Here is a 25,355-nt window from a genome sequence, read left to right as displayed (position 1 = left end):
AGGAAACCTCTTCGCCCGTGCCAGTAATTACCCGTTCAAAGGGCGATTATTTTTTGTCTTTCACTTCTTCAAACTCAGCGTCGACAACGTCGTCATCTTTCGCGTTGTTTGCAGATGCATCAGCGCCTGCCTGCTGTTGAGCGTGCTGCTGCTGAGCAATTTCCATCAGTTTCTGAGAAACCTGGGCCAGCTCCTGCATCTTCGCTTCGATGTCCGCTTTATCTTCACCTTTAAGAGAAGTTTCCAGCGCGGTCAGCGCAGCTTCGATAGCCGTTTTGTCATCCGCTGGCAGCTGCTCACCGGCTTCTTCAACCTGCTTGCGGGTGCTGTGCAGCAGATGGTCGCCCTGGTTGCGGGTCTGAACCAGCTCTTCGAACTTACGGTCGGATTCAGCGTTAGCCTCTGCATCACGAACCATTTTTTCAATTTCCGCTTCGTTCAGGCCAGAAGATGCCTTGATGGTGATCTTCTGCTCTTTACCGCTGTTTTTGTCTTTCGCAGACACGTGCAGGATACCGTCAGCATCGATGTCGAAGGTAACTTCGATCTGCGGCATGCCGCGCGGTGCAGGGTTGATACCGTCCAGGTTGAACTGACCCAGAGATTTGTTATCAGCCGCACGCTTACGCTCACCCTGAATCACATGGATGGTTACCGCAGACTGGTTGTCTTCAGCGGTAGAGAACACCTGGCTGTGCTTCGTTGGGATGGTGGTGTTTTTGTTGATGAGCGCAGTCATCACACCGCCCATGGTTTCGATACCCAGAGACAGCGGGGTAACGTCCAGCAGCAGTACGTCTTTCACTTCACCGGTCAGTACGCCCCCCTGAACCGCTGCGCCGATTGCCACAGCTTCATCTGGGTTAACGTCTTTACGCGGCTCTTTACCAAAGAACTCAGCCACTTTCTTCTGAACCATTGGCATACGCGTCTGACCACCGACCAGGATAACGTCCTGGATGTCAGAAACGGACAGGCCAGCGTCCTGCAGCGCAACTTTCAGCGGCTCGATAGAACGGTTCACCAGGTCTTCGACCAGGCTTTCCAGTTTCGCACGGGTCACTTTGATGTTCATGTGTTTTGGACCGGTCGCGTCTGCGGTGATGTACGGCAGGTTCACGTCGGTCTGCTGAGCGGAAGACAGCTCGATCTTCGCTTTCTCAGCGGCTTCTTTCAGGCGCTGCATGGCCAGCGGGTCGTTACGCAGGTCAATGCCCTGATCTTTCTTAAACTCGTCAACGAGGTAGTTGATCAGGCGGGTATCGAAGTCTTCACCACCCAGGTGGGTATCACCGTTGGTTGCCAGAACTTCGAAGGTTTTTTCGCCGTCAACTTCGTCGATTTCGATAATTGAGATATCGAAGGTACCACCACCCAGGTCGTAAACCGCGATAGTACGGTTGCCAACTTCTTTATCCAGACCGTACGCCAGTGCGGCTGCGGTTGGTTCGTTGATGATACGTTTTACTTCCAGACCTGCGATACGGCCAGCATCTTTGGTTGCCTGACGCTGAGCATCGTTGAAGTAGGCAGGTACGGTGATAACAGCTTCAGTTACCGGCTCACCCAGGTAATCTTCCGCGGTTTTCTTCATTTTTTTCAGCACTTCGGCAGAAATCTGCGGTGGTGCAGTTTTGGTGCCTTTCACGTCAAGCCATGCATCGCCGTTATCCGCTGCGATGATTTTGTACGGCATGATAGAAACGTCACGCTGAACTTCTTCGTCCTGGAAGCGGCGACCGATCAGGCGTTTAATCGCAAACAGGGTGTTTTGCGGGTTTGTCACTGCCTGACGTTTAGCCGGCTGACCAACCAGAGTTTCACCATCCTGGGTATAAGCAATGATAGAAGGCGTGGTGCGATCGCCCTCGGCGTTCTCCAGCACACGTGCAGTGGTGCCATCCATAATCGCTACACAAGAGTTGGTAGTACCCAGGTCGATACCAATAATTTTACCCATCTAAACGTCTCCACTAAAAATTCAGTCAACATGTGGTTGTGTACCTGTAATAAGGGCAGAACGTGCTTTTTCAACTGCCCAGATTTGATTTTTTCAGGTCCACACACTGCGGTTGCTTACAAGATGGGGTCGCAACGGCATCCATCAAGGGGGAAGGATAAAAAAAATTTTAATTTCACCCTGATGAGATCATAGACGGCACTGGTTGCGCCCATTATGATGCCGCGCCCCGTCAGGGAGAATTGACGCGGGATTCACCATTTCACCATATTAATGATGATTTTTTTGAGGACTTATGGGCAACACTAAGTTGGCTAATCCGGCTCCGCTGGGCCTGATGGGTTTTGGCATGACCACCATTCTGCTGAACCTGCACAACATCGGGATGTTCCCGATGGACGGTATCATCCTGGCGATGGGCATTTTTTACGGCGGTATCGCGCAAATTTTCGCGGGCCTGCTGGAATATAAAAAAGGCAATACCTTCGGCTTAACCGCCTTTACCTCTTACGGCTCTTTCTGGCTGACCCTGGTCGCCATTCTGCTCATGCCGAAGATGGGGCTGGCCGATGCGGCAAACGCGCACTTCCTGGGCGTCTATCTGGGCCTGTGGGGCGTGTTCACGCTGTTCATGTTCTTCGGCACGCTGAAGGGCAACCGCGCGCTGCAGTTCGTCTTCCTGAGCCTGACCGTGCTGTTCGCCCTGCTGGCGATTGGCCACCTGGCAGATAACGAAGGCATCGTGCACGTTGCAGGCTGGATTGGCCTCGTGTGCGGCGCAAGCGCGATCTACCTGGCGATGGGCGAAGTGCTCAACGAGCAGTTTGGCCGTACCGTTCTACCGATTGGTGAAAAACACTGATTGCTCTGTCGTGTCCGCATCGCGGGCACGACATCCCCCCGCCTGACGCAGCCAAAATCCTAGCGCCAGCCCCATCAGCGAGAGCGCAAGCACATACCATGCCGGTGCCATCGGCGACACCCCCATCAGCATCGTGACCGCAATCGGCGTCAGCCCGCCGAAGATGGCATACGACACGTTATAAGAGAAAGAGATGCCGGTGAAGCGGACCTCCGGCGGAAACGCGCGGACCATGACGTACGGCACCGCGCCGACAACGCCCACGCACAGGCCCACCGTACCGTACAGCAGGAACAACAGTTCAGGATGATTGCCCGCCAGGTGGTAAAACCCCCAGCTTGATCCGGCAAGTAGCAGGCTGCCGAGAATGAAAGTAACGCTGGCACCGAAGCGATCCGCCGCCAGCCCGGCGGCCAGACAGCCGAAGCAGAGCATGATGGTGGCAACGCTGTTCGCCTGCAGCGTCACCGCCGGAGCGAAACCGTACTGTTTTTGCAGCCAGACCGGGGACATCAGGATGACCACCACGATGCCCGCCGACAGCAGCCAGGTGAGCAGCATGGAGATCGCCACCGCGCGTCGGTGGCGCATAACCACCGATTTAACCGGCAGCTCCTGCGCCAGCGCCTTGCGCTGCTGCATCTCGAGAAATATCGGCGTCTCCTGCAGCCAGCGGCGCAGATACATGGCCACCAGGCCAAACGCGCCCCCCAGCAGGAAAGGAATACGCCAGCCCCAGTCGTGAACGGCCTGCTGCGTCATGCTGGTATTCACAATCGTTGCGACCACCGAGCCGAGCAAGATCCCCACCGTCAGCCCCGCCGTTAAGGTTCCGCAGGCGATACCAATGCGACGCGCCGGAACATGTTCTGCGACAAATACCCAGGCACCGGGCACTTCACCGCCAATCGCCGCCCCCTGCAGAACGCGCATCAGCAACAGCAGCAGCGGGGCGAGAATGCCCATCGAGGCATAGGTGGGGAGCAGGCCAATGGCCAGCGTCGGCACGGCCATCAGCAGAATGCTGAGGGTAAACATCTTTTTCCGCCCGACCAGATCGCCAAAGTGCGCCATCACAATGCCGCCTAACGGGCGAGCCAGATAGCCCGCGGCGAAGATGCCGAAGGTCTGCACCTGGCGCAGCCACTCCGGTATATCCGCCGGAAAAAAGAGCGCGCCTACCACGGCGGCGAAAAAGACGAAGATGATGAAATCGTAAAACTCGAGCGCCCCGCCGAGCGCGGCGAGGGTGAGCGTTTTATAGTCCTGACGATTCAGAGGCCGGGCAGAATGAGACATAGCGCACCTTAGGTGTTTTTATATTCTTACAGCAACCGTAAAGAAAAAGTTACTATACCGTAAAAAAACCCGCGCGCTAAGGCTGTTACAGCGAATGTCACCTATCCATTAATTTCAGGATAATGTCTCGCGGCGTGCGCTTTTAGGGCGAAATGCTGCTACTACTTTCTCATCGGTTTCCACATACGGGCCGTCCAGCAGTTGTATACAATACGGTACGCTGGCAAAAATGCCGTGCACAATTGTCTTGCCGTCCTCGGCTTTAAGCCCTTCCAGCGTCTCCTTGATCGACTTCGGCTGGCCCGGAAGGTTAAGTATTAACGCCTGTTTGCGGATTACGCCAACCTGGCGCGACAAAATGGCGGTCGGAACAAAGTGCAGGCTGATTTGGCGCATTTGCTCGCCAAAGCCAGGCATTTCGCGATCGGCAATCGCCAGCGTCGCGTCCGGGGTAACGTCGCGGCGCGCGGGCCCCGTGCCGCCGGTCGTCAACACCAGGTGGCAGCTCATCTCGTCCACCAGCTCGCACAGCGTCTGCTCGATGATCGGCTGCTCGTCCGGGATCAGGCGGGTCTGGATCTCAAAGGGGGTGGTCAGCGCGCTGGCAAGCCACTCTTCCAGAGCAGGGATGCCTTTATCCTGGTAAACGCCGCTGGAGGCGCGGTCAGAAATCGACACCAGGCCGATGCGTAAGGTATTCATATTCATTCCATTCCACTAATGCATTTAGGGGGAATGATACACGCAGAGGGGAAAATCAGACAGCGTACGAAAGAAGTAGCGTGACCGGGGCCCGGTCACGCGGAATGATTACAGCAGGTCGCCGATCATTTTTTCCAGTTTGCCCTGGTCAACGGCAAACTTACGGATACCGTCCGCCAGCTTGTCTACCGCCATTGGGTCCTGGTTGTGCTGCCACAGGAATTCGGACTCGGTAATGCGCTCTGGACGCGCCTTCACTTCACCGGTGTAGGACAGTTTGCGCTCGATAGTACCTTCGCTTTCAGCCAGCTCTTTCAGCAGCGCAGGCGCGATGGTCAGGCGGTCGCAGCCGGCCAGCTCGATGATTTCGCCGACGTTACGGAAGCTTGCGCCCATCACCACGGTCTCATAGCCGTGCTGCTTGTAGTATTCGTAGATTTCAGTCACGGAAACCACGCCTGGATCTTCAGCCGGTGCGTACTCTTTCTTATCGGTGTTGGCTTTGTACCAGTCCAGAATACGGCCCACGAACGGAGAAATCAGGTATACGCCCGCTTCCGCACACGCACGCGCCTGCGCGAAGGAGAACAGCAGGGTCAGGTTACAGTTGATACCGTCTTTTTCCAGCTGCTCGGCTGCGCGAATGCCCTGCCAGGTCGAGGCCAGTTTGATCAGGATACGGTCGTTGCTGATGCCAGCATCGTTGTACATCTTGATCAGACGCTTTGCTTTCGCGATGGAGGCTTCGGTGTCGTAGGACAGACGTGCATCCACTTCGGTGGAGATGCGGCCAGGAACCAGCTTCAGGATTTCCAGACCGATGTTCACTGCCAGTTTGTCAGTGGCGTCCACAACCTGCTGCGCGCGGTCGTTGCTCTGCGCTTTCGCCCAGGTCACAGCGTCGTCAATCAGTTTGCGGTACTCAGGGATCTGCGCGGCGTTAAGGATCAGAGAAGGGTTGGTTGTGGCATCCTGCGGCTGGTACAGCTTCATTGCCGCGATATCTCCGGTGTCAGCTACGACAGTGGTGAACTGACGAAGGGAGGTCAATTTATCCGTCATGATAGTGTTTCTCTTTTAACGTGCCCTGGATAATTCACGCTACCGACAGCCTGCCAGCAGCGGAAAAATGACAGGTTTACTTGTTAGGGGGATGTAACCGGTCTGCCCTGATGATAACACGACGCCGGGGCAGCGCAACCGCAGACAGTGCCCTAAGGCAGAGTATGATAAACTGAGAATATTAACAGGCTGCTAAGTAACAGCATGCTCAATCAATGGTAGCGCTTACCTATTCACATTGGCATCAACAAGAGGGACGTTAATGCCGGATTTCTTTTTCTTTATCAATGAAGTGCTTTGGGGTTCGATAATGATCTACCTGCTCATGGGAGCAGGTATCTGGTTTACGCTACGCAGCGGCTTTATTCAGTTTCGCTATATTCGCAAGTTTGGCAGAAGTCTGAAAAACAGCGTCTCCCCGCAGCCGGGGGGATTAACGTCGTTTCAAGCCCTGTGCACCAGCCTTGGCGCGCGCGTCGGCAGCGGTAATTTGGCAGGCGTTGCGCTGGCGATTACGGCCGGCGGACCGGGGGCGGTGTTTTGGATGTGGATCTCAGCCCTTATTGGCATGGCGACCTCGTTTGCTGAATGCTCTCTGGCGCAGCTTTATAAGGAAAAAGACGCGACTGGCCAGTTTCGCGGCGGCCCCGCCTGGTACATGGCTCGCGGCCTGGGGATGCGCTGGATGGGCGTTCTGTTTTCCCTCTTTTTACTCCTCGCCTATGGCCTCATCTTTAATACTGTCCAGGCCAACTCCGTCGCCCATGCGATGCACTACGCATTTGACTCTCCGAAATGGCTAAGCGGTATTGTTCTGGCCCTCCTGACGCTTCTCACCATCACCTTCGGGCTAAAGGGTATTGCCCGGCTCATGCAGTGGTTCGTCCCCATCATGGCGCTACTCTGGATTGGAGCCAGCCTGTTCGTAAGCGTGATGAACATTGAACAGCTGCCCGGCATCATCACGCTGATCTTTAAAAGCGCGTTCGGCTGGCAGGAAGCAGCGTCTGGCGCGCTGGGCTACACCATCAGCCAGGCGCTGACGGCAGGATTCCAGCGGGGAATGTTTTCCAACGAAGCCGGGATGGGGTCTACCCCTAATGCCGCCGCGGCGGCGGCCTCCTGGCCCCCGCATCCGGCCGCACAGGGCATTGTGCAGATGATCGGGGTATTTACGGATACCATTATCATCTGCTCCGCCAGCGCTATGATCGTGCTGCTGGCCGGCCCCCTGCCCTATGCAACGAGCGCGTCCGGGATACAGCTTTTACAGCAGGCACTGGCGAACCTGGTCGGCGGCTGGGGCGTCGGATTTGTTTCGCTCATCGTCGGGCTGTTTGCCTTTAGCTCTATCGCGGTGAACTACGTTTATGCGGAAAATAATCTTATCTTCCTGAAGATAAATTCGTGGTATTCACGCAGCCTGCTTCGCGTCAGCGTCGTCGCGATGGTTATGGTTGGCTCCCTGCTCAGCATGTCGCTGGTCTGGCAGCTGGCGGATGTGATTATGGCGCTGATGGCCATCACCAACCTGACGGCGATTCTGCTGCTCTCGCCGGTCGTGTCGGTGATTGCCCGAGATTATCTCCGCCAGCGAAAGCTCGGCGTTCCCCCGGTGTTTGATGCATCACGATACCCCGAAATCGAATCGCAGCTCGCTCCCGGCACCTGGGACGATTTGCCGCGGCAATAACAGCTATCGATCAATTCAGAGCGATTTTTTGCTAAAGTCGCTCTAAATTTCCTGCAAGGACTGGATATGCTGATTCTGATTTCACCTGCAAAAACGCTCGACTACCAGAGCCCGCTCGCCACCGAGCGCTTTACCCAGCCTGAACTGCTGGACTATTCGCAACAGCTGATCCACGAAGCGCGAAAGCTGTCCGCTCCGCAAATCGCTTCGCTGATGAGCATCAGCGACAAGCTGGCAGACCTGAACGCCACCCGCTTTCACGACTGGCATCCGGACTTCACGCCGTCCAACGCGCGTCAGGCCATTCTGGCGTTTAGGGGCGATGTTTACACCGGCCTGCAGGCGGAGGATTTTAGCGAAGCCGACTTCGACTTTGCCCAGCAGCACCTGCGCATGCTTTCCGGCCTGTACGGGGTGTTACGCCCGCTGGATCTGATGCAGCCGTATCGTCTGGAAATGGGCATTCGCCTGGAGAACGCCAAAGGCAAAGATCTTTACCACTTCTGGGGCGACATCATCACCGATAAGCTCAACGCGGCGCTGCGCGCGCAGGGCGATAACGTGGTGATTAACCTGGCCTCCGATGAGTACTACAGGTCGGTGAAGCCGAAAAAGCTGGATGCCGAAATTATCAAGCCGGTCTTCCTCGACGAAAAAAACGGCAAGTTCAAAGTGATCAGCTTCTACGCGAAAAAAGCGCGCGGGCTGATGAGCCGTTACATCATTCAGAACCGCCTGACGAAGCCGGAACAGCTGATCGAATTTAACAGCGAAGGTTATTTCTTTGACGAGGGATCGTCAGGAAAAGGCGAACTGGTGTTTAAGCGCCACGAGCAGTAAAAACAAACCCCGCCGGCTGGCGGGGTTTTGCGTTAATGGTGTTTCCAGTCCGGGCCGTGGCCGCGGTCATCGTGACGATCGTGATGGCCGTTATCGTGGTGGTCGTCGCGATCGCGGTGCTCGTCGTGCGGGCGCCAGTGGTTATCTCGCCAGTCATAGTGCGCTTTCCACCAGTCGTGGTCGCGCCAGCGGCCGCCGTCCCAGTAGTGGCCGTTATTATCCCGATCGCCAATCTGCAGTTTTACCGAAGGCACGAGGGTGATCTCAGATGCCTGTACCGCCATAGGAGCGACCAGCATCAGTGAAAGCGCGATGAGTGCAGGTTTCAGTTTCGACATAGGTGACTCCTTATTATTCTTGCCCAGCGTGGGCCGATGTAAGGAGAATACGTGAGGGAGACGGGGGATGTTATTCTCTGCAATCCTATTCTCTAAGTGACCGCATTTATTGAGAATTCCTGCTTTTTCTCTGCGTTTTTTCTCCTTAATTTCTCCATAAAAAAGCCGGGTGGCGGCTACGCCATGCCCGGCCTACGAATGGGGTCGTGTTGGTCGGGTAAGCGCAGCGCCCCCGACAAAACATCACCCGCGCGTCATCATCAGCTTACGCAGCGCGGCAAAATCCGCCGGCAGCTCGTGGGACAGCAGCGGCAGGTCGGCGCGATCCGCCAGCTCCTTCGGCAGCGGCAGCGTCTCGCCCAGAATCTCTTCCACGCTCTCCTTAAACTTCGCCGGATGCGCGGTGCCGAGGAACAGGCCATATTCGCCCGGCTGCAGCTGATCGCGCAGCGCGCGGTAGGCAATGGCCGCGTGCGGCTCGGAGGTATACCCCACCGCTTTCAGCTCGCGCATCGTCGCTTTGGTGGTCTCGTCCGTCACGGCAGCGTAACCCAGGTCGCCAAGACGCCAGACCTTACGGCGGAACAGCTCCTCCACGCGCGGCCAGTTGTTCGGCTGGCTCACGTCCATCGCATTTGAAAGCGTCGCCTGCGTGGCGTTAGGCGCCCATTTTCCGTCCTTCAGGAAGCGCGGCACGGTGTCGTTGGCGTTAGTCGCGGCGATAAAGCGCTTCACCGGCAGCCCCAGCGATTTCGCCAGCAGGCCCGCCGTCAGGTCACCGAAGTTTCCGCTCGGCACGGAGACCACCAGCTGATTGCGCGCGTCCTGCGGCAGCTGCGCCACCGCTTCGAAGTAATAGCAAATCTGCGCCAGCAGGCGGCTGATGTTGATGGAATTCGCCGAGTTCAGGCCGAGCGCAGCCTTCAGCTCTTCGTCATCGAAGGCCTGCTTGACCAGCGCCTGACAGGCGTCGAAATCACCGTCGATGGCCACGGTCTCAATGTTGCCGCCCAGGGTGCAGAACAGCTTTTCCTGCAGCGGGCTAATTTTGCCTTTCGGGTAGAGGATCACCACGCGCACGTTTTTCAGGCCGTAGAACGCGTGCGCCACCGCCGCGCCGGTATCGCCGGAAGTCGCGGTCAGAATGGTGACCGGCTTATCGCCGCTGATGTGGGTCAGCATCTGCGCCATAAAGCGGCCGCCGAAGTCTTTAAACGCCAGCGTCGGGCCGTGGAACAGCTCCAGGCAGCCGACGTCCGGCTCAACCTGCTTCACCGGCGCCGGGAAGGCAAACGCCGCGCGCACGCGCTCTTCCAGCAGCTCCTGCGGAATTTCGTCGCCGATAAACGCAGAGAGAATTTTGGTGCTGCGGGTGACAAAGTCCTGCTTGAGCAGTTCGTCGATCTCGGTCAGCTGAAATTCTGGCAGGTCGTGCGGAAAGAACAGCCCCTGGTTTTTGCCCAGCCCCTGAGTCACCGCCTGCGCGAAGCTGACCTGCTCGTTATGATCTTTAAGGTTGTAGAGTTTCATTATTTATCCCAGTACTCGTGCGCCAGCCGTGTCCAGACGGCAAATATGAACAAAGCCTTCCTGATTTTGCAGGTAGTGTTTAGAGAGCCAGTCCGCCACGCGCTGCGCGGTGTCCGGCTTATCGCACAGGGCGAACAGCGTCGGGCCGGAGCCCGAGATGCCGCACGCCTGCGCGCCAATATCCATGGACGCCTGTCGCGCCTCGTTAAAGCCCGGCAGCAGCTTCATGCGGTACGGTTCGGCAATCACGTCTTTCATCAGCTTTGCGGCCAGCTGCGGCTGGCGGGTATAGCAGGCGTGGATAAAGCCCGCCAGATGACGTCCGTGGGCGATGCAGTCCTGTCGGCGATACTGCGCGGGCAGGATCGCGCGCGCTTCCGCAGTAGACACTTTTATGCCCGGATAGGCCAGCACCCACAGCCACTCATCAAACCCTGGCACCTGCTGGCTGATGATGCCATTTTCTTCGATCATCAGCTGCATGCCGCCGAGGAAGCACGGCGCCACGTTATCGTAGTGAACGCTGCCGGAAATACGCCCTTCCAGCTCGCCCATCAGGCCCAGCATGCGGCTGTTGTTGAGCGGCTTACCGCAGTGTTCGTTCATCGCCACCAGCGCGGCAACCACGGAGCACGCGCTTGAGCCAAGCCCCGATCCAATCGGCATGCTTTTTTCCAGCGTCATCGCGACCGGAACGTTTTTGCCAATCTCCTGACAGAAACGCTCCCAGCACTGATAGACGATATTTTCACGCGGCTCCGTCGGCAGCTTGCTGGCGAAGCGGCCCACGTTGTTCAGGCTGAAGCTCTCTGCCGCTTCAACCGTTACCGTATCGCCCAAAAGTGAGCCATCCACCGGCGTCACCGCCGCGCCCAGCACGTCAAACCCGACGCTCATATTGGCGCTGGAAGCCGGGGCATAAACCTTAACCATATTAAACTCCTAACTTCCATGACAGGGTGCGCAGCAGGTCGGCAAACACGCCCGCCGCCGTCACGTCGTTCCCTGCGCCATAGCCGCGAAGCACCAGCGGCAGCGGCTGATAATAGTGGCTGTAAAACGCCAGCGCGTTCTCGCCGTTTTTCACCTTGTAGAGCGGATCGTTTCCGTCCACTTCGGCAATCTTCACCCGGCACACGCCGTCTTCTTCGATGTTGCCAACATAGCGCAATACCTTGCCTTCATCACGGGCTATTGCGACGCGGGCGCCAAAGACGTCGTCCAGCTGCGGTAAATTCGCCATAAACGCGTTCACGTCGCCGCCGTCGTCAAAGTCTGCGGGAAGCACCGGCTCAATCACGATATCGGACAGCTCAAGCTCACGGCCGGTTTCGCGCACCAGGATCAGCAGCTTGCGCGCCACGTCCATCCCGGAAAGATCGTCGCGCGGGTCAGGCTCGGTATAGCCCAGTTCACGCGCGGCGCGGGTCGCCTCCGAGAGGCTCATCCCCTCATCCAGCTTGCCGAAGATGAAGGACAACGAGCCGGAGAGAATGCCGGAGAAACGCTGCAGTTCGTCACCCGCGTTCAGCAGGTTTTGCAGGTTCTCGATAACCGGCAGGCCAGCGCCGACGTTGGTGTCGTACAGGAACTTGCGGCGCGACTTGCTCGCCGCCAGGCGCAGCTGGTGATAGTAATCCATCGACGAGGTGTTGGCCTTCTTGTTCGGCGTCACCACGTGGAAGCCTTCGCGCAGGAAGTCGGCATACTGGTCGGCCACCGCCTGGTTCGAGGTACAGTCGACGATCACCGGGTTAAGCAGGTGATACTCTTTCACCAGGCGGATCAGGCGGCCAAGGTTAAACGGCTCTTTCGCCTCGCTCATCTCGGCCTGCCAGTTTTCCAGGTTCAGGCCGTGAACGTTGGTCAGCAGCGCTTTTGAGTTCGCAATACCGCACACGCGCAGATCGATATGCTTTTTCTTCAGCCACGCCTGCTGGCGCTTGACCTGCTCCAGCAGCGCCCCGCCGACGCCGCCGACGCCGATCAGGAACAGCTCAATGACCTGATCGGTATTGAACAGCATCTGGTGAACCACGCGTACGCCGGTCACCGCATCGTCGTTATCCACCACCACGGAGATAGAGCGCTCGGACGAGCCCTGGGCAATTGCCACGATGTTGATGTTGGCGCGGGCCAGCGCGGCAAAGAATTTGGCGGAGATACCGCGCAGGGTACGCATGCCATCGCCTACGACGGAGATCACTGCCAGGCGCTCCTGAATGGAAAGCGGCTCCAGCAGTTCCTCTTTCAGCTCCAGATAAAACTCCTCCTCCAGCGCGCGGCGGGCGCGCAGGCAGTCGCCCTGCGGCACGCAGAAGCTAATGCTGTATTCGGACGAGGATTGGGTGATCAGCACCACGGAGATCCCGTTACGGGACATCGCGGCAAAGACGCGCGCCGCCATACCGACCATCCCCTTCATGCCGGGGCCGGAGACGCTGAACATCGCCATGTTGTTGAGGTTGGAAATGCCTTTCACCGGCAGGCCGTCTTCGTCGCTGCTGGCGCCGATCAGCGTGCCCGGCGCCTGCGGGTTGCCGGTGTTTTTAATCAGGCAGGGAATTTGGAACTGGGCAATCGGGGAGATGGTACGCGGGTGAAGCACCTTGGCGCCGAAGTAGGAAAGCTCCATCGCCTCCTGGTACGACATCGACTTCAGCAGCCTGGCGTCCGGCACCTGGCGCGGGTCGCAGGTATAAACGCCGTCAACGTCGGTCCAGATCTCACAGCAGTCGGCGCGAAGGCACGCGGCCAGCACGGCGGCGGAGTAGTCGGAACCGTTACGGCCCAGCACCACCAGCTCGCCCTTCTCGTTTCCGGCGGTGAAACCTGCCATCAGGATCATGTGGTCGGACGGGATTTTGCTTGCGGCAATGCGGCGGGTTGATTCGGCAATATCAACGGTGGATTCGAGGTAGTGGCCCACGGCCAGCAGTTTTTCAACCGGATCGATGACCGTTACGCTGTGGCCACGCGCTTCCAGCACGCCCGCCATGATCGCGATAGAGAGTTTTTCACCGCGGCAAATCAGCGCGGCGTTAACGCCGTCCGGGCATTGCCCGAGCAGGCTGATGCCGTGGAGAACGTGCTTAATCTGCGCAAACTCTTGCTCAACGACGGCCTTCAGCTTCGCCAGCGGGAACCCCGGCTGCGCGTCGGCCAGCCCCTGGAGAAGCTCGGCGAAAATACGCTCGGCGTCGCTGATGTTCGGAAGCGCATCCTGGCCACCGATGGTTTTTTCAATCATCGCCACCAGGTGGTTAGTAATTTTTGCCGGGGCAGAGAGCACGGTTGCCACCTGCCCCTGCCTGGCGTTGCTTTCCAGGATATCGGCAACACGCAGAAAACGCTCTGCATTTGCCACTGACGTACCGCCGAACTTCAACACTCGCATGGTTCTACCTCATTTCCTTTAGCCGAAAAAAAAGCCCGCACTGTCTAGGTGCGGGCTTTTTTCTGTTTTTCCTGTACGCGTCAGCCCGCATCGCTACCTGTGGTAATGATGGTGGTTGTGGTAATGGTGGTGATGCTGATGCGTTTCATGGATGTTGTGTACTCTGTCATTATTATCTGTCTGTGCTGTATTCTTTTAGGGTTAAAGGATTGAGCACCTCAAGTCAATGAATTTTTAATTTGATCACATTTCGGGACGCTCTGAGGTCGCGCTGTGAACAGATTTATTTTCATCCGATCCTGCCGGACACAACCCTTATTAACAGACTGTTGAACCATAATAAAAAACGATGACAGGATTTTACTCGGCCAATTTTTTTTCAATATCATGAAGCAAACGGTGCAACATTGCCGTGTCGCGCTGCTCAAGGCGGCCAAGACGCTGCTGGAGCCAGTCGACCATTTTTTGATCGTCCGCCACGCCAAGCTGCGATAGCAAATTGTTCGCGCGCGCGCGCAGCGCAGCCAGCTGGTTTTCATCTGTTCCTGTAACAGGCGGCCGAGGAATTTGCATTAAGGATGCTAATTGATAGCAATAGACCATCACCGCCTGGCCTAAATTCAGCGACGGATAATCGGCCACCATCGGCACCCCCGTGAGCACGTCCGCCAGTTCCAGCTCTTCATTCGTCAGTCCAGAATCTTCACGGCCAAAGACCAGCGCGGCCTTGGTCAGCCACGCGTTTTTCTCGCGCAGCATCGGCACCAGCTCTTCCGGCGTCGCGTAATAATGGAACTTCGCCCGGCTGCGCGCCGTGGTCGCCACGGTAAATGAAACGTCGTGCAGCGCCTCCGCCAGCGTGTCGTAAGTAGTTATATTATCGAGAATATCTCCTGAACCATGCGCCACCCAGCGGGCGGCAGGCTCAAGATGCGCGCGGCTATCGACAATACGTAAATCAGTAAAACCCATGGTCTTCATGGCGCGCGCCGCTGCGCCGATATTTTCCGCTCTTGCTGGCGCCACCAGCACAATCGACAGATGCATTTATGGTCTCTTTTTAAACAGTTAACGGGCAAAACTGTGATGCGCCTCAACATATTACGCAGCACGAATTTACAAAATTGCAACACAAATCACCGAAATAGCGTTTCACAACAAATTAAAAGCGCTAAACTATTTTGTGACTTAACAATCAGTTAGAATGTTAATAAACAGCCTTTATCCTTATGTTTTATAATGATAATACACTGATGAATACCTGTTCACTTTTGGATTCGTATCGTTTATCTATTAATGTCCGCAACTAGTTGGATTATTGAAAAATTGTGACAAAGGCTAGCATTCAGCTACGATGATTTCATCAAACTGTTAACGTGCTACAATTGAACTTGATATATGTCAACGAAGCGTAGTTTTATTGGGTGTCCGGTGTCACTTAGCCTGTTATGTTGCTGTTAAAATGGTTAGGATGACAGCCGTTTTTGACACTGTCGGGTCCAAAGGGAAAGTACCCAAGACCAAGCTAATGATGTTGTTGACGTTGATGGAAAGTGCATCAAGAACGCAATTACGTACTTTAGTCATGTTAGGCCGATCATGTTAATTTGCGACATGCATCAGGCAGGTCAGGGACTTTTGTACTTCCTGTTTCGATTTAGTTGGCAATTTAGGTAGCAAACATGCAGACCCCGCACATTCTTATCGTTGAAGACGAGTTGGTAACACGCAACACGTTAAAGAGCATTTTCGAAGCAGAAGGCTACGATGTCTTTGAAGCGACCGATGGCGCAGAGATGCATCAGATCCTTTCTGAAAATGATATCAATCTGGTCATTATGGATATCAACCTGCCGGGTAAAAACGGCCTTCTTCTGGCGCGCGAACTGCGTGAACAGGCGAACGTCGCACTCATGTTCCTGACGGGACGTGATAACGAGGTTGATAAAATTCTTGGCCTGGAGATCGGTGCGGACGATTACATCACCAAACCGTTTAACCCACGCGAGTTAACCATTCGTGCACGCAACCTGCTGTCCCGTACCATGAACCTGGGCACGGTGAGCGAAGAGCGTCGTAGCGTAGACAGCTACAAATTCAACGGCTGGGAACTTGATATCAATAGCCGTTCGCTGATTAGCCCGAACGGCGAGCAGTATAAACTGCCGCGCAGCGAGTTTCGCGCGATGCTGCACTTCTGCGAAAACCCGGGCAAAATTCAGTCCCGTGCAGAACTGCTGAAGAAAATGACCGGTCGCGAGCTGAAGCCGCACGACCGTACCGTTGACGTCACCATCCGCCGTATTCGTAAGCATTTCGAATCGACGCCGGATACGCCGGAAATCATCGCCACGATCCACGGCGAAGGCTATCGTTTCTGCGGCGATCTGCAGGAGTAATCCCGCAGCGAACGCAGTAAAAAACGGCGCGAAAGCGCCGTTTTTTTATTCCCGCCACGGCATTATCGGCACCGCACTCAGCGCGTTTTTCGGTGAACCATCCACCACTTTGTCGGAGTAGGCCAGATACGCGAGCGTGTTGCGTTTGGCGTCATAGAAACGAACGACCTGCAGCTTTTTGAACACCAGCGACGTACGCTTCTGGAACACAACGTCCCCCTGCGCTTTGCCGTTTTTGATCTTCTCGCTCAGTTCGACCGGCCCGACCTGCTGGCAGGAGATAGCCGCGTCGGAGGTGTCTTCCGCCAGCCCCAGGCCGCCCTTAATGCCGCCCGTTTTCGCGCGGCTGATGTAGCAGGTGACGTTTTTTACATCCGGATCGTCAAATGCCTCCACGACGATTTTGTGGTCCGGACCAAACATTTTGAATACCGTATCAACAGAACCTACCTGTTCCGCTTGCGCTGCGCGGCCAACCATCAAAAGCAGCGCGGTGAAGATCAAAGTCTTGTATTTCATATTGTTACCATTCTTTAAAATTACATTGAGCAATTATTCAACACGTCAGACAAAAATGTAGCAAGATCACAGGATTAGAAAATATTTGCCCATAATGTGCGCCAAAAAGCATTTATGCGCAAAAAAAACACTGAATGCTAAAACATCAAAAAATGCTATTATCCGCTAACCTGTTATCAGGCACCTGCTGTTTTAAGGATGAGGATAGTATATGGATCAGGCTGGAATTATTCGCGACCTGCTTACCTGGCTGGAAGGTCATCTTGACCAGCCTTTGTCACTGGATAATGTGGCGGCAAAAGCAGGCTATTCCAAGTGGCATCTGCAAAGGATGTTTAAGGATGTTACCGGTCATGCTATCGGTGCCTACATTCGCGCTCGCCGTCTGTCAAAATCTGCCGTGGCGCTTCGCCTCACCGCGCGGCCGATTCTGGATATTGCACTTCAGTACCGCTTCGACTCGCAGCAGACCTTTACCCGCGCGTTTAAAAAACAGTTTTCGTTGACGCCTGCGCTCTATCGCCGCTCGCCGGACTGGAGTTCCTTTGGCATGCGTCCACCTCTGCGCCTTGGCGAATTCGCGATGCCGAAGTACGAATTTATCACCCTGCCGGAAACGCATCTGATCGGTACGACCCAGAGCTACTCCTGCTCTCTCGAGCAGATTTCCGAGTTCCGCCACCAGATGCGCGTTCAGTTCTGGCGTGATTTCCTCAGCCATGCCCCTGCGATCCCGCCGATTCTGTATGGCCTCAACGAAACGCATCCGAGCCTGGAAAAAGACGATGAGCAGGAGGTGTTTTACACCACCGCCTTAACGCCGGAGCTGGCCAACGGCTACATTCAGGGCTCGAAGCCGGTCGTTCTCGAAGGTGGAGAGTATGTGATGTTCGCGTATGAGGGGCTGGGAACGGGCGTTCAGGAATTTATCCTGACCGTTTACGGGACCTGCATGCCGATGCTAAATCTGAATCGCCGTAAAGGTCAGGACATTGAGCGCTACTATCCGGCCAGCGACGCTAAGCCGGAAGAAGGGCCTATCAATCTGCGTATGGAATTTTTAATCCCGATACGCCGCTAACGCTGCAGCTCGTCCAGCGCAGGGGCATCAAGATGCGAAATGTCCCCTGCCATCTCCACGACCCACCCCGACGCCAGCCACGCGCTTTCCTGATAATCAATGCGGGAAATCGAGCAGTTGCGCAGGCGCAGGCGGCGTTCCGCGTAGGCCGGTAATCCCAGAATCGTGCTCACCAGGCAGCCCAGCGCAATACCGTGGCTGACCAGCAGCGGACGGCTTCCCGCCGGAAGGTTCAGGCACTCGGCCAGCGCGGCGTTTACGCGACCGCTCAGCTCCTGCATGGATTCTCCCTCAGGGATGCGGCCATCTTCCGTTCCGTTGACCAGCGTGCGCCGCCAGCCCTCTTCTTCCTCGGTGAGGGAGTCGATATGGCGCTTTTCCAGCACGCCCATGTCCAGCTCGCGCAGGCGCGGCTCAAGGGTAATATCGCAGCCGCAGGCCTCGGCAATAATGCGTGCCGTCTGCTGTGTACGACCAAGATCGCTTGAAATGACGTGGGTAATGCCCAGCGTTCTGGCGCGTTCTGCCACCTGCCTCGCCTGCTGCACACCCTTTTCGGTAAGAGGACTGTCTGACTGGCCTTGAATACGTCGCTCGGCGTTCCACTGCGTTTCACCGTGGCGAACAAGGTATACCTGTAACATGCTTTTTTTCCGTTATACTGCGATGAGTTTTTTTGAGTCGAGCTTAATTATGCACCATGTTGTCTCTGCTACCACTAATCCTGCCAAAATTCAGGCAATTCTAAGGGCATTTGAAGAGATCTTCGGCGAAGGATCGTGCCACATTGACGCGGTTGGCGTCGAGAGCGGCGTTCCCGAACAGCCGTTTGGAAGTGAGGAAACGCGGGCTGGCGCACGAAATCGCGTGGCGAATGCCAAAGCCGCAGCGCCTGACGCAGACTTCTGGGTCGCCATTGAGGCAGGCATTGATGAAGGCGCAACCTTTAGCTGGGTGGTGATAGAGAGCCGCGAGCAGCGCGGCGAAGCGCGCTCGGCCACCCTGCCGCTGCCGGAGGTTATCCTGAAAAAAGTGCGCGAGGGCGAAGCCCTTGGGCCGGTTATGTCGCAATACACAGGCATTGATGAAATAGGACGTAAGGAAGGGGCGATTGGCGTGTTTACCGCAGGAAAGCTAACGCGATCCAGCGTTTACCATCAGGCGGTGATCCTGGCATTAAGCCCGTTCCATAACGCGATTTATCGTTAAATGTGTAGGCCGGATAAGGTGAAGCCGTCATCCGGCGTTTTTCAGCAGTACCGCTTCAAGCCACTGGCGCAGCTCAACCGGCGCGGACTTCAGGCTGTTTGAGCCACGCGTAATCGTCGCAATGCCCGCGCCCAGCTCGTTTTTCAGCTCGCGCTGGCTCATCTCGCCGCGCAGTAACTCTTCAATAATCCGCACGCGCGTGCCCAGCGCTTCGCGCTCGTCGGGCGTCAGCATCAGCTGCATCAGCGGCAGGTGCAGATCCTTGTCGTACGACTGACGGAGCAACTCCACAAAACGAAGCCACTCCTGATTGCGTTGTTCGGCCATCGCCGAGGAATACGGGGAATGCTGGGTCATGTTATGCTGCCTCTTGTACTCATTAGCGAGTACAGCATAACACAACCCACGCCGATCAGTAACGTCTCTGCCACTCGGCGTCGCTCATCAGGGTATCTTTTTGCCCCATGAAGTAGCGGTAGTAGGCGTCGTAGGCCAGCACGTTCTTCACGTAGCCGCGCGTTTCGGAGAACGGAATGCTCTCGACAAACGCCACCGCGTCGATGCGCCCGGCGCTGTTGCCAAGCCAGGTGCGCACGCGGCCCGGACCGGCGTTGTAGGCCGCCGAGGAGAAGATGCGGTTATTGCCAAACTGCTGGTAAACGTACTGCAGGTAGCTGGTGCCGATGTTGATGTTGGTGTCCGGGTCCAGCAGCTGCGACGGGCTGCTGTAGCCCGGAATGTTAAACATCTTCACCGTGTGCGTCGCGGTACCCGGCATAATTTGCATCAGGCCGCTGGCCCCTACAGGAGAACGCACTTTCGGGTTCCAGGCGCTCTCCTGGCGGGCAATCGCCATCGCGTAACTTTGCGGAATATCTTTTCCGCGGGTGTAGCGATCGAACAGATCCTTGTACGCCAGCGGGAATCGCTCCTCAAGGTGATCCCACAGCTTGCCGGCGATCGTCGCCTGCACGCTCAGATCCCACCAGCGGTTATCAAACGCGTAGCGCGCCAGCTGGGCTTTTTCATCCGTCGTGCGGCTGGTCACCAGGTTAGCCCACTCGCTGCGCGCGGTGTTGTCGAGGTTCCAGTACATCAGCTCGCGCACGCGCGCCATCTCTGGCCCCTGCGTCAGCGCCGGGCTGGCATTGGCGGGCGCCTTATCGATCTTAAGCGTGTATTCCTCGCCCAGCCGCTGGGCCGCCACCATCGGGTAGAACCCGCGCTGCTGCATCAGCGCGTGCAGGATCGCTTTCGCTTCGTCCTCGCGGCCGCGCTCCAGCAGCAGGTCCGCCTGCCAGTAGCGCCACTCGTCTTTCTCTTTGGCATCCATCGGCAGGCGCGCAAGCCAGGTATTCAGCCCGTGGCGATCGCCCGTTCCCAGCGCCATGCGCACGCGGCGCTCAACGAGCGAGGTGGAATTAGAGCGCATAATCGCATCGTCGCGCCAGCGGGCCTGCTCGTCGGTCACGTCGGTGCCCATCAGCAGCCACGCCACGATGTCGCGCAGCTCCTGGGTTTGATCGTCATTAAGCTGCTGCGCCTGCACCAGCTGCGGGATCATCAGCCGCGCGTTTTCCACATCGTCCCGCGCCACGCTGGCAAACGCGACGGCCGCCATCTGGCGGGTAAAGTCGGTCGCGCCCGTGGTGCGGGCAAAGGTCAGCACCGAGTTCGGATCGTTCGCCAAACCGATGACGGCGGTGGAAATGGTTTGATAGTCCGGCGGCATCTGCCCGGCCAGCGCGGTTACCAGACGCGTGTTGCCGGCCTTCATCGCCAGTCGGATACGCTCAAGGTAGGCCAGCGGGTCCTGCTTGCCGGAGGCGCGCCACGCGCCGAAGAGAGAATCACAGGCGTTTGGCTGGCTTTTGCCGGTTAGCCACAGATCCTTCGCTCCCGCCCAGGCCTCTTCCTGCTGGCCGGTGGCCCATTTGGCATAGTAATAGTTACACTGCGCCTCGGTCGTGCCCGGCTTTTCCGGGCTAAAGGCCAACAGCCCGCGCCAGTCTTCACGGCGCGCCAGCTCGTTCACGAAGCGGGATTGTAGGGTACGCGCAGGCGGCAGCGTCGGGTTTGCCTGAATAAAGCTGCTTACGGTCACCGTCGGTTGATTCATCAGATCGTCAGTAATCTGGCGATACTCAAGGTATGGATACAGCGGATAATCTTTTAGCGTCGGCATCAGCGCCTGTACGGTATCCATCTGCTTGCTGTCCCACGCCTGCTTGATTTGGGCGTAGCGGCTGCGCTGCTCATCCAGTGAATCGGCATGCACCGCCTGGCTTACCGCCATCACGCATACGCTGGCCGCCAGCAGACGCCAGACCACCTGTTTGGCTTTTTCCACAAGCTCTTCCTCATTGTTTTTTCATCAATTGCAGCGTCTTGCCGCGTCAAAGTCATATCAACTTATGCTAACCAGGCATCCGGTAACGCGCCACGTTACGGACACTTTTTTACCTTTCCTGCGCGTTTTAACACTCCCGGCTTTCCTGGCTGGGATTAGGGCAGGAAAAAGGCTACACTTCGGGGCTGAAACCTATTCACATCACGATAAAAGAGGCGAAGTCCAACGTGGCTCAATTCGTTTATACCATGCATCGTGTCGGCAAAGTCGTTCCGCCGAAACGTCATATTCTTAAAAATATCTCGCTGAGCTTCTTCCCGGGCGCAAAAATCGGTGTTCTGGGTCTCAACGGTGCCGGTAAGTCCACCCTGCTGCGCATCATGGCGGGCATCGATACTGACATCGAAGGTGAAGCCCGCCCGCAGCCCGGCATCAAAATTGGCTACCTGCCGCAGGAGCCGCAGCTTAACCCGGAACATACCGTTCGCGAATCCGTTGAAGAAGCGGTTTCCGAAGTGGTTAACGCGCTGAAAGGCCTGGATGAAGTGTATGCCAAATACGCCGAGCCGGATGCGGACTTCGACAAGCTGGCCGCGCAGCAGGGCAAATTTGAAGAGATCATCCAGGCGCATGACGGTCACAACCTGAACGTGCAGCTGGAGCGCGCGGCTGATGCCCTGCGTCTGCCGGACTGGGATGCAAAAATCGCGAACCTCTCCGGGGGCGAGCGCCGCCGCGTGGCGCTGTGCCGCCTGCTGCTGGAAAAACCAGACATGCTGCTGCTCGACGAACCGACTAACCACCTGGATGCGGAATCCGTGGCGTGGCTGGAGCGCTTCCTGCACGACTTCGAAGGCACCGTGGTGGCGATCACCCACGACCGTTACTTCCTCGACAACGTGGCGGGCTGGATCCTGGAGCTGGACCGCGGCGAAGGTATTCCGTGGGAAGGCAACTACTCTTCCTGGCTGGAGCAGAAAGATCAGCGTCTGGCGCAGGAAGCTTCTCAGGAAGCGGCGCGTCGCAAATCTATCGAGAAAGAGCTGGAGTGGGTTCGTCAGGGCGCGAAAGGCCGTCAGTCTAAGGGCAAAGCCCGTCTGGCACGCTTCGAAGAGCTGAACAGCACCGAATACCAGAAACGTAACGAAACTAACGAACTGTTTATTCCGCCTGGAGCACGCCTGGGGGATAAAGTGGTTGAAGTCACCAATCTGCGTAAATCCTACGGCGACCGCCTGCTGATTGACGATCTGACCTTCTCCGTACCAAAAGGCGCAATCGTCGGCATCATCGGCCCGAACGGCGCGGGTAAATCGACGCTGTTCCGCATGATGTCCGGCCAGGAACAGCCAGACAGCGGCTCAATCACCCTGGGTGAGACCGTGAAGCTGGCCTCCGTTGACCAGTTCCGCGACGCGATGGATAACAGCAAAACCGTGTGGGAAGAAGTCTCCGGCGGTCTGGATATTATGCGCATCGGCAACACCGAGATGCCAAGCCGCGCCTACGTTGGCCGCTTTAACTTCAAGGGCACCGACCAGGGCAAACGCGTTGGCGAGCTGTCCGGCGGTGAGCGCGGTCGTCTGCACCTGGCGAAGCTGCTGCAGGTCGGCGGTAACGTGCTGCTGCTTGATGAACCAACAAACGACCTGGACATCGAAACCCTGCGCGCGCTGGAAAACGCCCTGCTGGAGTTCCCGGGCTGTGCGATGGTTATCTCGCACGACCGCTGGTTCCTGGACCGTATCGCCACCCACATTCTGGACTACCAGGACGAAGGGAAAGTGGAGTTCTTCGAAGGTAACTTCACCGAATACGAAGAGTACAAAAAACGCACGCTGGGCGCCGACGCGCTGGAGCCGAAGCGTATTAAGTACAAGCGTATCGCGAAATAAAAGCAAAACGGCAACCTCGGTTGCCGTTTTTAGTTTTGTTCCCTCTCCCCGTGGGAGAGTGCCAGGGTGGGGCAAGGTAAAAGCAAAACGGTAACGCATGGTGCCGTTTTTAGTGTTTGTTCCCTCTCCCCGTGGGAGAGGGCTAGGGTGAGGGCATCAGGCCGCACATAATCACCCTCCCACGTAATACCGCTTCACCTCGTCAAACCGCATCGCAAAGTCGATATAGCTCATCAGCGCGGGCGAGTTTAGCTTGCGGCTCGGATAGGCCAACCACAGCTCGTTTCCCTCCACGCCCCACTCCGGCAGCACCTGTACCAGCGCGCCCTTTTCGATCCTGTCTTCCAGCAGAAATGCCGGCAGCAGCGTGATCCCTGCCCCCGCAATCGCACATTCACGGGCGTAGACCAGGTTATCGGTCATATGCGCATTATCCGGCAGATAGCGGTAATCCTTGCCTCCGCTTCGCAGCAGCCACTCGGACCATGCCTTATGGGTAATACAACGGTGCTCCACCAGCTGACGCGGATGGAGCAGCGGATCCCGGCGCGCCAGGTAGTCCGGCGAGGCCAGCATATAGCGCGGACAGTGGCCAATCATCCGGCCGATCAGCGAGGAGTCCTGCGGCTTGCCGGTGCGCAGCGCCACGTCAAAGCCGGACTCCACCAGGTCGACCACGTCGTCAGAGATGGAGACGTCCAGCGACACGTCCGGGTAGCGGAGCTGAAACTCCGCGTTGAGGTGCGCCAGCAGGGTCGCGCCGAGCCCCGCCGGGCAGGTGATGCGAAGCCGTCCGCTGGGGTTCTCGCGCAGGCGCTGGATGGCGTACTCCGCCCGCTCGCTGGCCGCCAGCATTTCTCGACAGTGCACCAGGTAGTGCTCGCCCGCAAACGTCAGGTTTAACCTGCGCGTCGTGCGGTTGAGCAAGCGTATCCCGATCTGCTGCTCAAGCTGGCTGATACGCTGGCTGACGCTCGATTTCGGCAGTTCCGCCCTCTGCGCCGCGGCGGTAAAGCTCCCCATCTCCGCCACCAGCGCAAACAGCGCCATATCCTGCAGCTGTTTAAACATGATTGTTCACCCTGTACGAACGCTTCGTTCTTGATTGTCCATCTTATCACGCCATCGCTCGCTTTATAGACTAGCCTCAACAAAACGCCTTCCACTGAGGAGCATGCCATGTCAATGAAAGCCATTGCCGTTAACCCTGAGAATCCTTCTCATTTTATTGAGATTTCACAACCCATGCCGCAGCCTGGCGAGCACGATCTGCTCGTTGAGGTAAAAGCCGTCTCTATTAATCCGGTCGATACTAAAGTACATGCCAGCATTGCTAAAAGCGGGCTGAAAGCGCCGCGGATCCTCGGCTGGGATGCGAGCGGGATCGTCAAAGCGGCTGGCGCGAGCGTCACCGGATTCAAACCGGGAGACGAGGTGTGGTACGCCGGTGACATCACGCGTCCGGGCAGCAACGCCACCCACCAGCTGATTGACGCGCGCATCGTCGGGCACAAGCCTGCAAGCCTCGGCTGGGCCGCCGCTGCCGCGCTGCCGTTAACCGCCCTCACCGCCTGGGAAGGGTTGTTCGAACGGCTGAACATTCAGGACGCTGGCGCGGATAAAACGCTGTTGATTATTGGGGGCGCGGGCGGCGTGGGCTCGCTGGCGATCCCGTTTGCGAAGCACAACAGCAAGGTGAAAATCATCGCGACGGCGTCAAGAGAAGATTCCGCCCAGTGGTGTCGCGATCGCGGTGCGGATCGGGTCGTGAACTATCGCGATTTGAAGGGCGAACTGGCAAAACAGGGCATCACGTTCGTTGACTACATTTTCATTCTCAACGACACGGACGGCCACTGGAACGCGGTCAGCGAGCTGATAGCGCCGCAGGGGCATATTTGCTCCATCGTTGAGAATGAACATCCGCTGGATCAGGACAAGCTGAAATCCAAATCTGCCGCCCTGCACTGGGAATTTATGTATACCCGCAGCATGTACCAGACGGCGGATATGGCGCGTCAGGGCGAGATCCTTAACGAGGTGGCGAGGCTGGTTGATAACGGCGTAGTGGAAAGCTCGCTTAGCGAAACGCTGCGCGGGCTGAGCGTGGAAAGCATCCGTGAAGCGCACCGTAAGGTGCTGGAGGGGCATATGCGGGGGAAAGTGGTGGTTGCATTTTGAGGTCTTCCCCCTCACCCCGGCCCTCTCCCCGTAGGGGC

At 57.0% G+C, this 25,355-nt stretch carries 24 protein-coding genes and 1 other annotated feature; of the genes, 8 read left to right on the top strand and 16 right to left on the bottom strand.

The features are described from left to right. Positions 1–46: 46 nt before the first annotated feature. Positions 47–1,960 (bottom strand): molecular chaperone DnaK, encoded by a 1,914-nt coding sequence (gene dnaK / locus DBY73_RS10340; protein ID WP_112011061.1) that lies wholly within the window; start codon positions 1,958–1,960, stop codon positions 47–49. A 295-nt stretch (positions 1,961–2,255) separates the two neighbouring features. On the opposite strand from dnaK, the gene satP reads away from it, so the two are divergent. Continuing rightward, complete coding sequence (satP, locus tag DBY73_RS10335; RefSeq protein WP_112011060.1) at positions 2,256–2,822, top strand: acetate uptake transporter; 567 nt, start codon at positions 2,256–2,258, stop codon at positions 2,820–2,822. Here the strand turns inward: satP and DBY73_RS10330 are convergent. The 3 genes from DBY73_RS10330 to tal form a co-directional block, all read right to left on the bottom strand. Next, complete coding sequence (locus tag DBY73_RS10330; protein ID WP_112011059.1) at positions 2,799–4,121, bottom strand: MFS transporter; 1,323 nt, start codon at positions 4,119–4,121, stop codon at positions 2,799–2,801. The genes satP and DBY73_RS10330 overlap by 24 nt on opposite strands. A 114-nt stretch (positions 4,122–4,235) precedes the next feature. Then, positions 4,236–4,823, bottom strand: coding sequence for a molybdopterin adenylyltransferase (mog, locus tag DBY73_RS10325; protein ID WP_112011058.1), 588 nt, complete (start codon positions 4,821–4,823; stop codon positions 4,236–4,238). A 108-nt stretch (positions 4,824–4,931) separates the two neighbouring features. Beyond that, positions 4,932–5,885, bottom strand: a complete 954-nt coding sequence (gene tal, locus DBY73_RS10320; RefSeq protein ID WP_023310342.1) for a transaldolase — start codon at positions 5,883–5,885, stop codon at positions 4,932–4,934. Between the two features lie 262 nt (positions 5,886–6,147). Here tal and DBY73_RS10315 point away from each other — a divergent pair, with 262 nt between their 5' ends. Together DBY73_RS10315 and yaaA are read left to right on the top strand one after the other, a co-directional pair. Next, positions 6,148–7,578, top strand: a complete 1,431-nt coding sequence (locus DBY73_RS10315; protein WP_112011057.1) for a sodium:alanine symporter family protein — start codon at positions 6,148–6,150, stop codon at positions 7,576–7,578. Between the two features lie 66 nt (positions 7,579–7,644). Beyond that, positions 7,645–8,418 (top strand): peroxide stress protein YaaA, encoded by a 774-nt coding sequence (gene yaaA, locus DBY73_RS10310; RefSeq protein WP_112011056.1) that lies wholly within the window; start codon positions 7,645–7,647, stop codon positions 8,416–8,418. Between the two features lie 32 nt (positions 8,419–8,450). On the opposite strand, the gene DBY73_RS10305 is transcribed toward yaaA, so the two are convergent. From DBY73_RS10305 to yjjY, 7 genes are all read right to left on the bottom strand, one after another. Further along, on the bottom strand, positions 8,451–8,756 hold the full coding sequence (locus DBY73_RS10305; RefSeq protein WP_112011055.1) for a DUF2502 domain-containing protein: 306 nt from the start codon (positions 8,754–8,756) through the stop codon (positions 8,451–8,453). A 243-nt stretch (positions 8,757–8,999) separates the two neighbouring features. Beyond that, positions 9,000–10,286: a threonine synthase gene (thrC, locus tag DBY73_RS10300; RefSeq protein WP_112011054.1), complete on the bottom strand. Its 1,287-nt coding sequence runs from the start codon at positions 10,284–10,286 to the stop codon at positions 9,000–9,002. Between the two features lie 3 nt (positions 10,287–10,289). Beyond that, positions 10,290–11,219, bottom strand: coding sequence for a homoserine kinase (gene thrB / locus DBY73_RS10295; RefSeq protein ID WP_112011053.1), 930 nt, complete (start codon positions 11,217–11,219; stop codon positions 10,290–10,292). A 1-nt stretch (position 11,220) separates the two neighbouring features. Continuing rightward, positions 11,221–13,683, bottom strand: coding sequence for a bifunctional aspartate kinase/homoserine dehydrogenase I (gene thrA / locus DBY73_RS10290; protein WP_112011052.1), 2,463 nt, complete (start codon positions 13,681–13,683; stop codon positions 11,221–11,223). Positions 13,684–13,707: 24 nt separating this feature from the next. After that, positions 13,708–13,825, bottom strand: a sequence feature (Thr leader region). Beyond that, on the bottom strand, positions 13,764–13,853 hold the full coding sequence (thrL, locus tag DBY73_RS10285; RefSeq protein WP_112011051.1) for a thr operon leader peptide: 90 nt from the start codon (positions 13,851–13,853) through the stop codon (positions 13,764–13,766). (Overlaps the previous feature by 62 nt.) A gap of 190 nt (positions 13,854–14,043) precedes the next feature. Continuing rightward, a complete protein-coding gene (locus tag DBY73_RS10280) occupies positions 14,044–14,730 on the bottom strand; it encodes a tRNA/rRNA methyltransferase (protein ID WP_112011050.1) in 687 nt (228 codons plus the stop codon). Between the two features lie 399 nt (positions 14,731–15,129). Further along, positions 15,130–15,270: a protein YjjY gene (gene yjjY, locus DBY73_RS10275; RefSeq protein WP_085928893.1), complete on the bottom strand. Its 141-nt coding sequence runs from the start codon at positions 15,268–15,270 to the stop codon at positions 15,130–15,132. A 95-nt stretch (positions 15,271–15,365) separates the two neighbouring features. Between yjjY and arcA the strand changes: the two genes are divergently transcribed. Continuing rightward, positions 15,366–16,082 carry a two-component system response regulator ArcA gene (gene arcA, locus DBY73_RS10270; protein ID WP_003856501.1) on the top strand — a complete coding sequence of 239 codons (717 nt, stop codon included), beginning with the start codon at positions 15,366–15,368 and terminating at the stop codon, positions 16,080–16,082. A 45-nt stretch (positions 16,083–16,127) separates the two neighbouring features. Here arcA and creA read toward each other — a convergent pair whose 3' ends face one another. After that, entirely contained in the window at positions 16,128–16,601 is a 474-nt protein-coding gene (gene creA / locus DBY73_RS10265) for a protein CreA (RefSeq protein WP_112011049.1), read from the bottom strand. Between the two features lie 211 nt (positions 16,602–16,812). Between creA and robA the strand changes: the two genes are divergently transcribed. Further along, entirely contained in the window at positions 16,813–17,682 is an 870-nt protein-coding gene (gene robA, locus DBY73_RS10260) for an MDR efflux pump AcrAB transcriptional activator RobA (protein ID WP_112011048.1), read from the top strand. Here the strand turns inward: robA and gpmB are convergent. Next, positions 17,679–18,326: a 2,3-diphosphoglycerate-dependent phosphoglycerate mutase GpmB gene (gene gpmB / locus DBY73_RS10255; protein WP_112011047.1), complete on the bottom strand. Its 648-nt coding sequence runs from the start codon at positions 18,324–18,326 to the stop codon at positions 17,679–17,681. The two genes, robA and gpmB, sit on opposite strands and share 4 nt — an antisense overlap. A gap of 49 nt (positions 18,327–18,375) precedes the next feature. Between gpmB and yjjX the strand changes: the two genes are divergently transcribed. Continuing rightward, positions 18,376–18,891 (top strand): inosine/xanthosine triphosphatase, encoded by a 516-nt coding sequence (gene yjjX, locus DBY73_RS10250; protein WP_112011155.1) that lies wholly within the window; start codon positions 18,376–18,378, stop codon positions 18,889–18,891. A gap of 27 nt (positions 18,892–18,918) precedes the next feature. On the opposite strand, the gene trpR is transcribed toward yjjX, so the two are convergent. Both trpR and sltY read right to left on the bottom strand, forming a co-directional pair. Next, complete coding sequence (gene trpR, locus DBY73_RS10245; RefSeq protein ID WP_112011046.1) at positions 18,919–19,248, bottom strand: trp operon repressor; 330 nt, start codon at positions 19,246–19,248, stop codon at positions 18,919–18,921. 55 nt (positions 19,249–19,303) lie between these two features. Continuing rightward, positions 19,304–21,241, bottom strand: a complete 1,938-nt coding sequence (gene sltY / locus DBY73_RS10240) for a murein transglycosylase (protein ID WP_112011045.1) — start codon at positions 21,239–21,241, stop codon at positions 19,304–19,306. Positions 21,242–21,468: 227 nt separating this feature from the next. Here sltY and ettA point away from each other — a divergent pair, with 227 nt between their 5' ends. Beyond that, positions 21,469–23,136 (top strand): energy-dependent translational throttle protein EttA, encoded by a 1,668-nt coding sequence (gene ettA / locus DBY73_RS10230; RefSeq protein ID WP_112011044.1) that lies wholly within the window; start codon positions 21,469–21,471, stop codon positions 23,134–23,136. Between the two features lie 171 nt (positions 23,137–23,307). On the opposite strand, the gene DBY73_RS10225 is transcribed toward ettA, so the two are convergent. Then, positions 23,308–24,207 carry a LysR family transcriptional regulator gene (locus DBY73_RS10225; RefSeq protein WP_112011043.1) on the bottom strand — a complete coding sequence of 300 codons (900 nt, stop codon included), beginning with the start codon at positions 24,205–24,207 and terminating at the stop codon, positions 23,308–23,310. A gap of 108 nt (positions 24,208–24,315) precedes the next feature. Between DBY73_RS10225 and DBY73_RS10220 the strand changes: the two genes are divergently transcribed. Continuing rightward, positions 24,316–25,317, top strand: coding sequence for a zinc-binding alcohol dehydrogenase family protein (locus DBY73_RS10220; protein ID WP_112011042.1), 1,002 nt, complete (start codon positions 24,316–24,318; stop codon positions 25,315–25,317). Positions 25,318–25,355 lie beyond the last annotated feature (38 nt).

It is taken from the genome of Enterobacter sp. RIT418 (assembly GCF_003057745.1).
Taxonomy (GTDB): domain Bacteria; phylum Pseudomonadota; class Gammaproteobacteria; order Enterobacterales; family Enterobacteriaceae; genus Enterobacter.
The sequence above is the reverse complement of the archived record's forward strand: the minus strand, read 5'-3'. Positions and strand labels throughout refer to the sequence as shown.

What these genes read in the sequence shown, in the direction of transcription:
- dnaK (WP_112011061.1), bottom strand. Translation starts at nt 1,960, where the DNA reads ATGGGTAAAATTATTGGTATCGACCTGGGTACTACCAACTCTTGTGTA.
- satP (WP_112011060.1), top strand. Translation starts at nt 2,256, where the DNA reads ATGGGCAACACTAAGTTGGCTAATCCGGCTCCGCTGGGCCTGATGGGT.
- DBY73_RS10330 (WP_112011059.1), bottom strand. Translation starts at nt 4,121, where the DNA reads ATGTCTCATTCTGCCCGGCCTCTGAATCGTCAGGACTATAAAACGCTC.
- mog (WP_112011058.1), bottom strand. Translation starts at nt 4,823, where the DNA reads ATGAATACCTTACGCATCGGCCTGGTGTCGATTTCTGACCGCGCCTCC.
- tal (WP_023310342.1), bottom strand. Translation starts at nt 5,885, where the DNA reads ATGACGGATAAATTGACCTCCCTTCGTCAGTTCACCACTGTCGTAGCT.
- DBY73_RS10315 (WP_112011057.1), top strand. Translation starts at nt 6,148, where the DNA reads ATGCCGGATTTCTTTTTCTTTATCAATGAAGTGCTTTGGGGTTCGATA.
- yaaA (WP_112011056.1), top strand. Translation starts at nt 7,645, where the DNA reads ATGCTGATTCTGATTTCACCTGCAAAAACGCTCGACTACCAGAGCCCG.
- DBY73_RS10305 (WP_112011055.1), bottom strand. Translation starts at nt 8,756, where the DNA reads ATGTCGAAACTGAAACCTGCACTCATCGCGCTTTCACTGATGCTGGTC.
- thrC (WP_112011054.1), bottom strand. Translation starts at nt 10,286, where the DNA reads ATGAAACTCTACAACCTTAAAGATCATAACGAGCAGGTCAGCTTCGCG.
- thrB (WP_112011053.1), bottom strand. Translation starts at nt 11,219, where the DNA reads ATGGTTAAGGTTTATGCCCCGGCTTCCAGCGCCAATATGAGCGTCGGG.
- thrA (WP_112011052.1), bottom strand. Translation starts at nt 13,683, where the DNA reads ATGCGAGTGTTGAAGTTCGGCGGTACGTCAGTGGCAAATGCAGAGCGT.
- thrL (WP_112011051.1), bottom strand. Translation starts at nt 13,853, where the DNA reads ATGACAGAGTACACAACATCCATGAAACGCATCAGCATCACCACCATT.
- DBY73_RS10280 (WP_112011050.1), bottom strand. Translation starts at nt 14,730, where the DNA reads ATGCATCTGTCGATTGTGCTGGTGGCGCCAGCAAGAGCGGAAAATATC.
- yjjY (WP_085928893.1), bottom strand. Translation starts at nt 15,270, where the DNA reads ATGACTAAAGTACGTAATTGCGTTCTTGATGCACTTTCCATCAACGTC.
- arcA (WP_003856501.1), top strand. Translation starts at nt 15,366, where the DNA reads ATGCAGACCCCGCACATTCTTATCGTTGAAGACGAGTTGGTAACACGC.
- creA (WP_112011049.1), bottom strand. Translation starts at nt 16,601, where the DNA reads ATGAAATACAAGACTTTGATCTTCACCGCGCTGCTTTTGATGGTTGGC.
- robA (WP_112011048.1), top strand. Translation starts at nt 16,813, where the DNA reads ATGGATCAGGCTGGAATTATTCGCGACCTGCTTACCTGGCTGGAAGGT.
- gpmB (WP_112011047.1), bottom strand. Translation starts at nt 18,326, where the DNA reads ATGTTACAGGTATACCTTGTTCGCCACGGTGAAACGCAGTGGAACGCC.
- yjjX (WP_112011155.1), top strand. Translation starts at nt 18,376, where the DNA reads ATGCACCATGTTGTCTCTGCTACCACTAATCCTGCCAAAATTCAGGCA.
- trpR (WP_112011046.1), bottom strand. Translation starts at nt 19,248, where the DNA reads ATGACCCAGCATTCCCCGTATTCCTCGGCGATGGCCGAACAACGCAAT.
- DBY73_RS10225 (WP_112011043.1), bottom strand. Translation starts at nt 24,207, where the DNA reads ATGTTTAAACAGCTGCAGGATATGGCGCTGTTTGCGCTGGTGGCGGAG.
- DBY73_RS10220 (WP_112011042.1), top strand. Translation starts at nt 24,316, where the DNA reads ATGTCAATGAAAGCCATTGCCGTTAACCCTGAGAATCCTTCTCATTTT.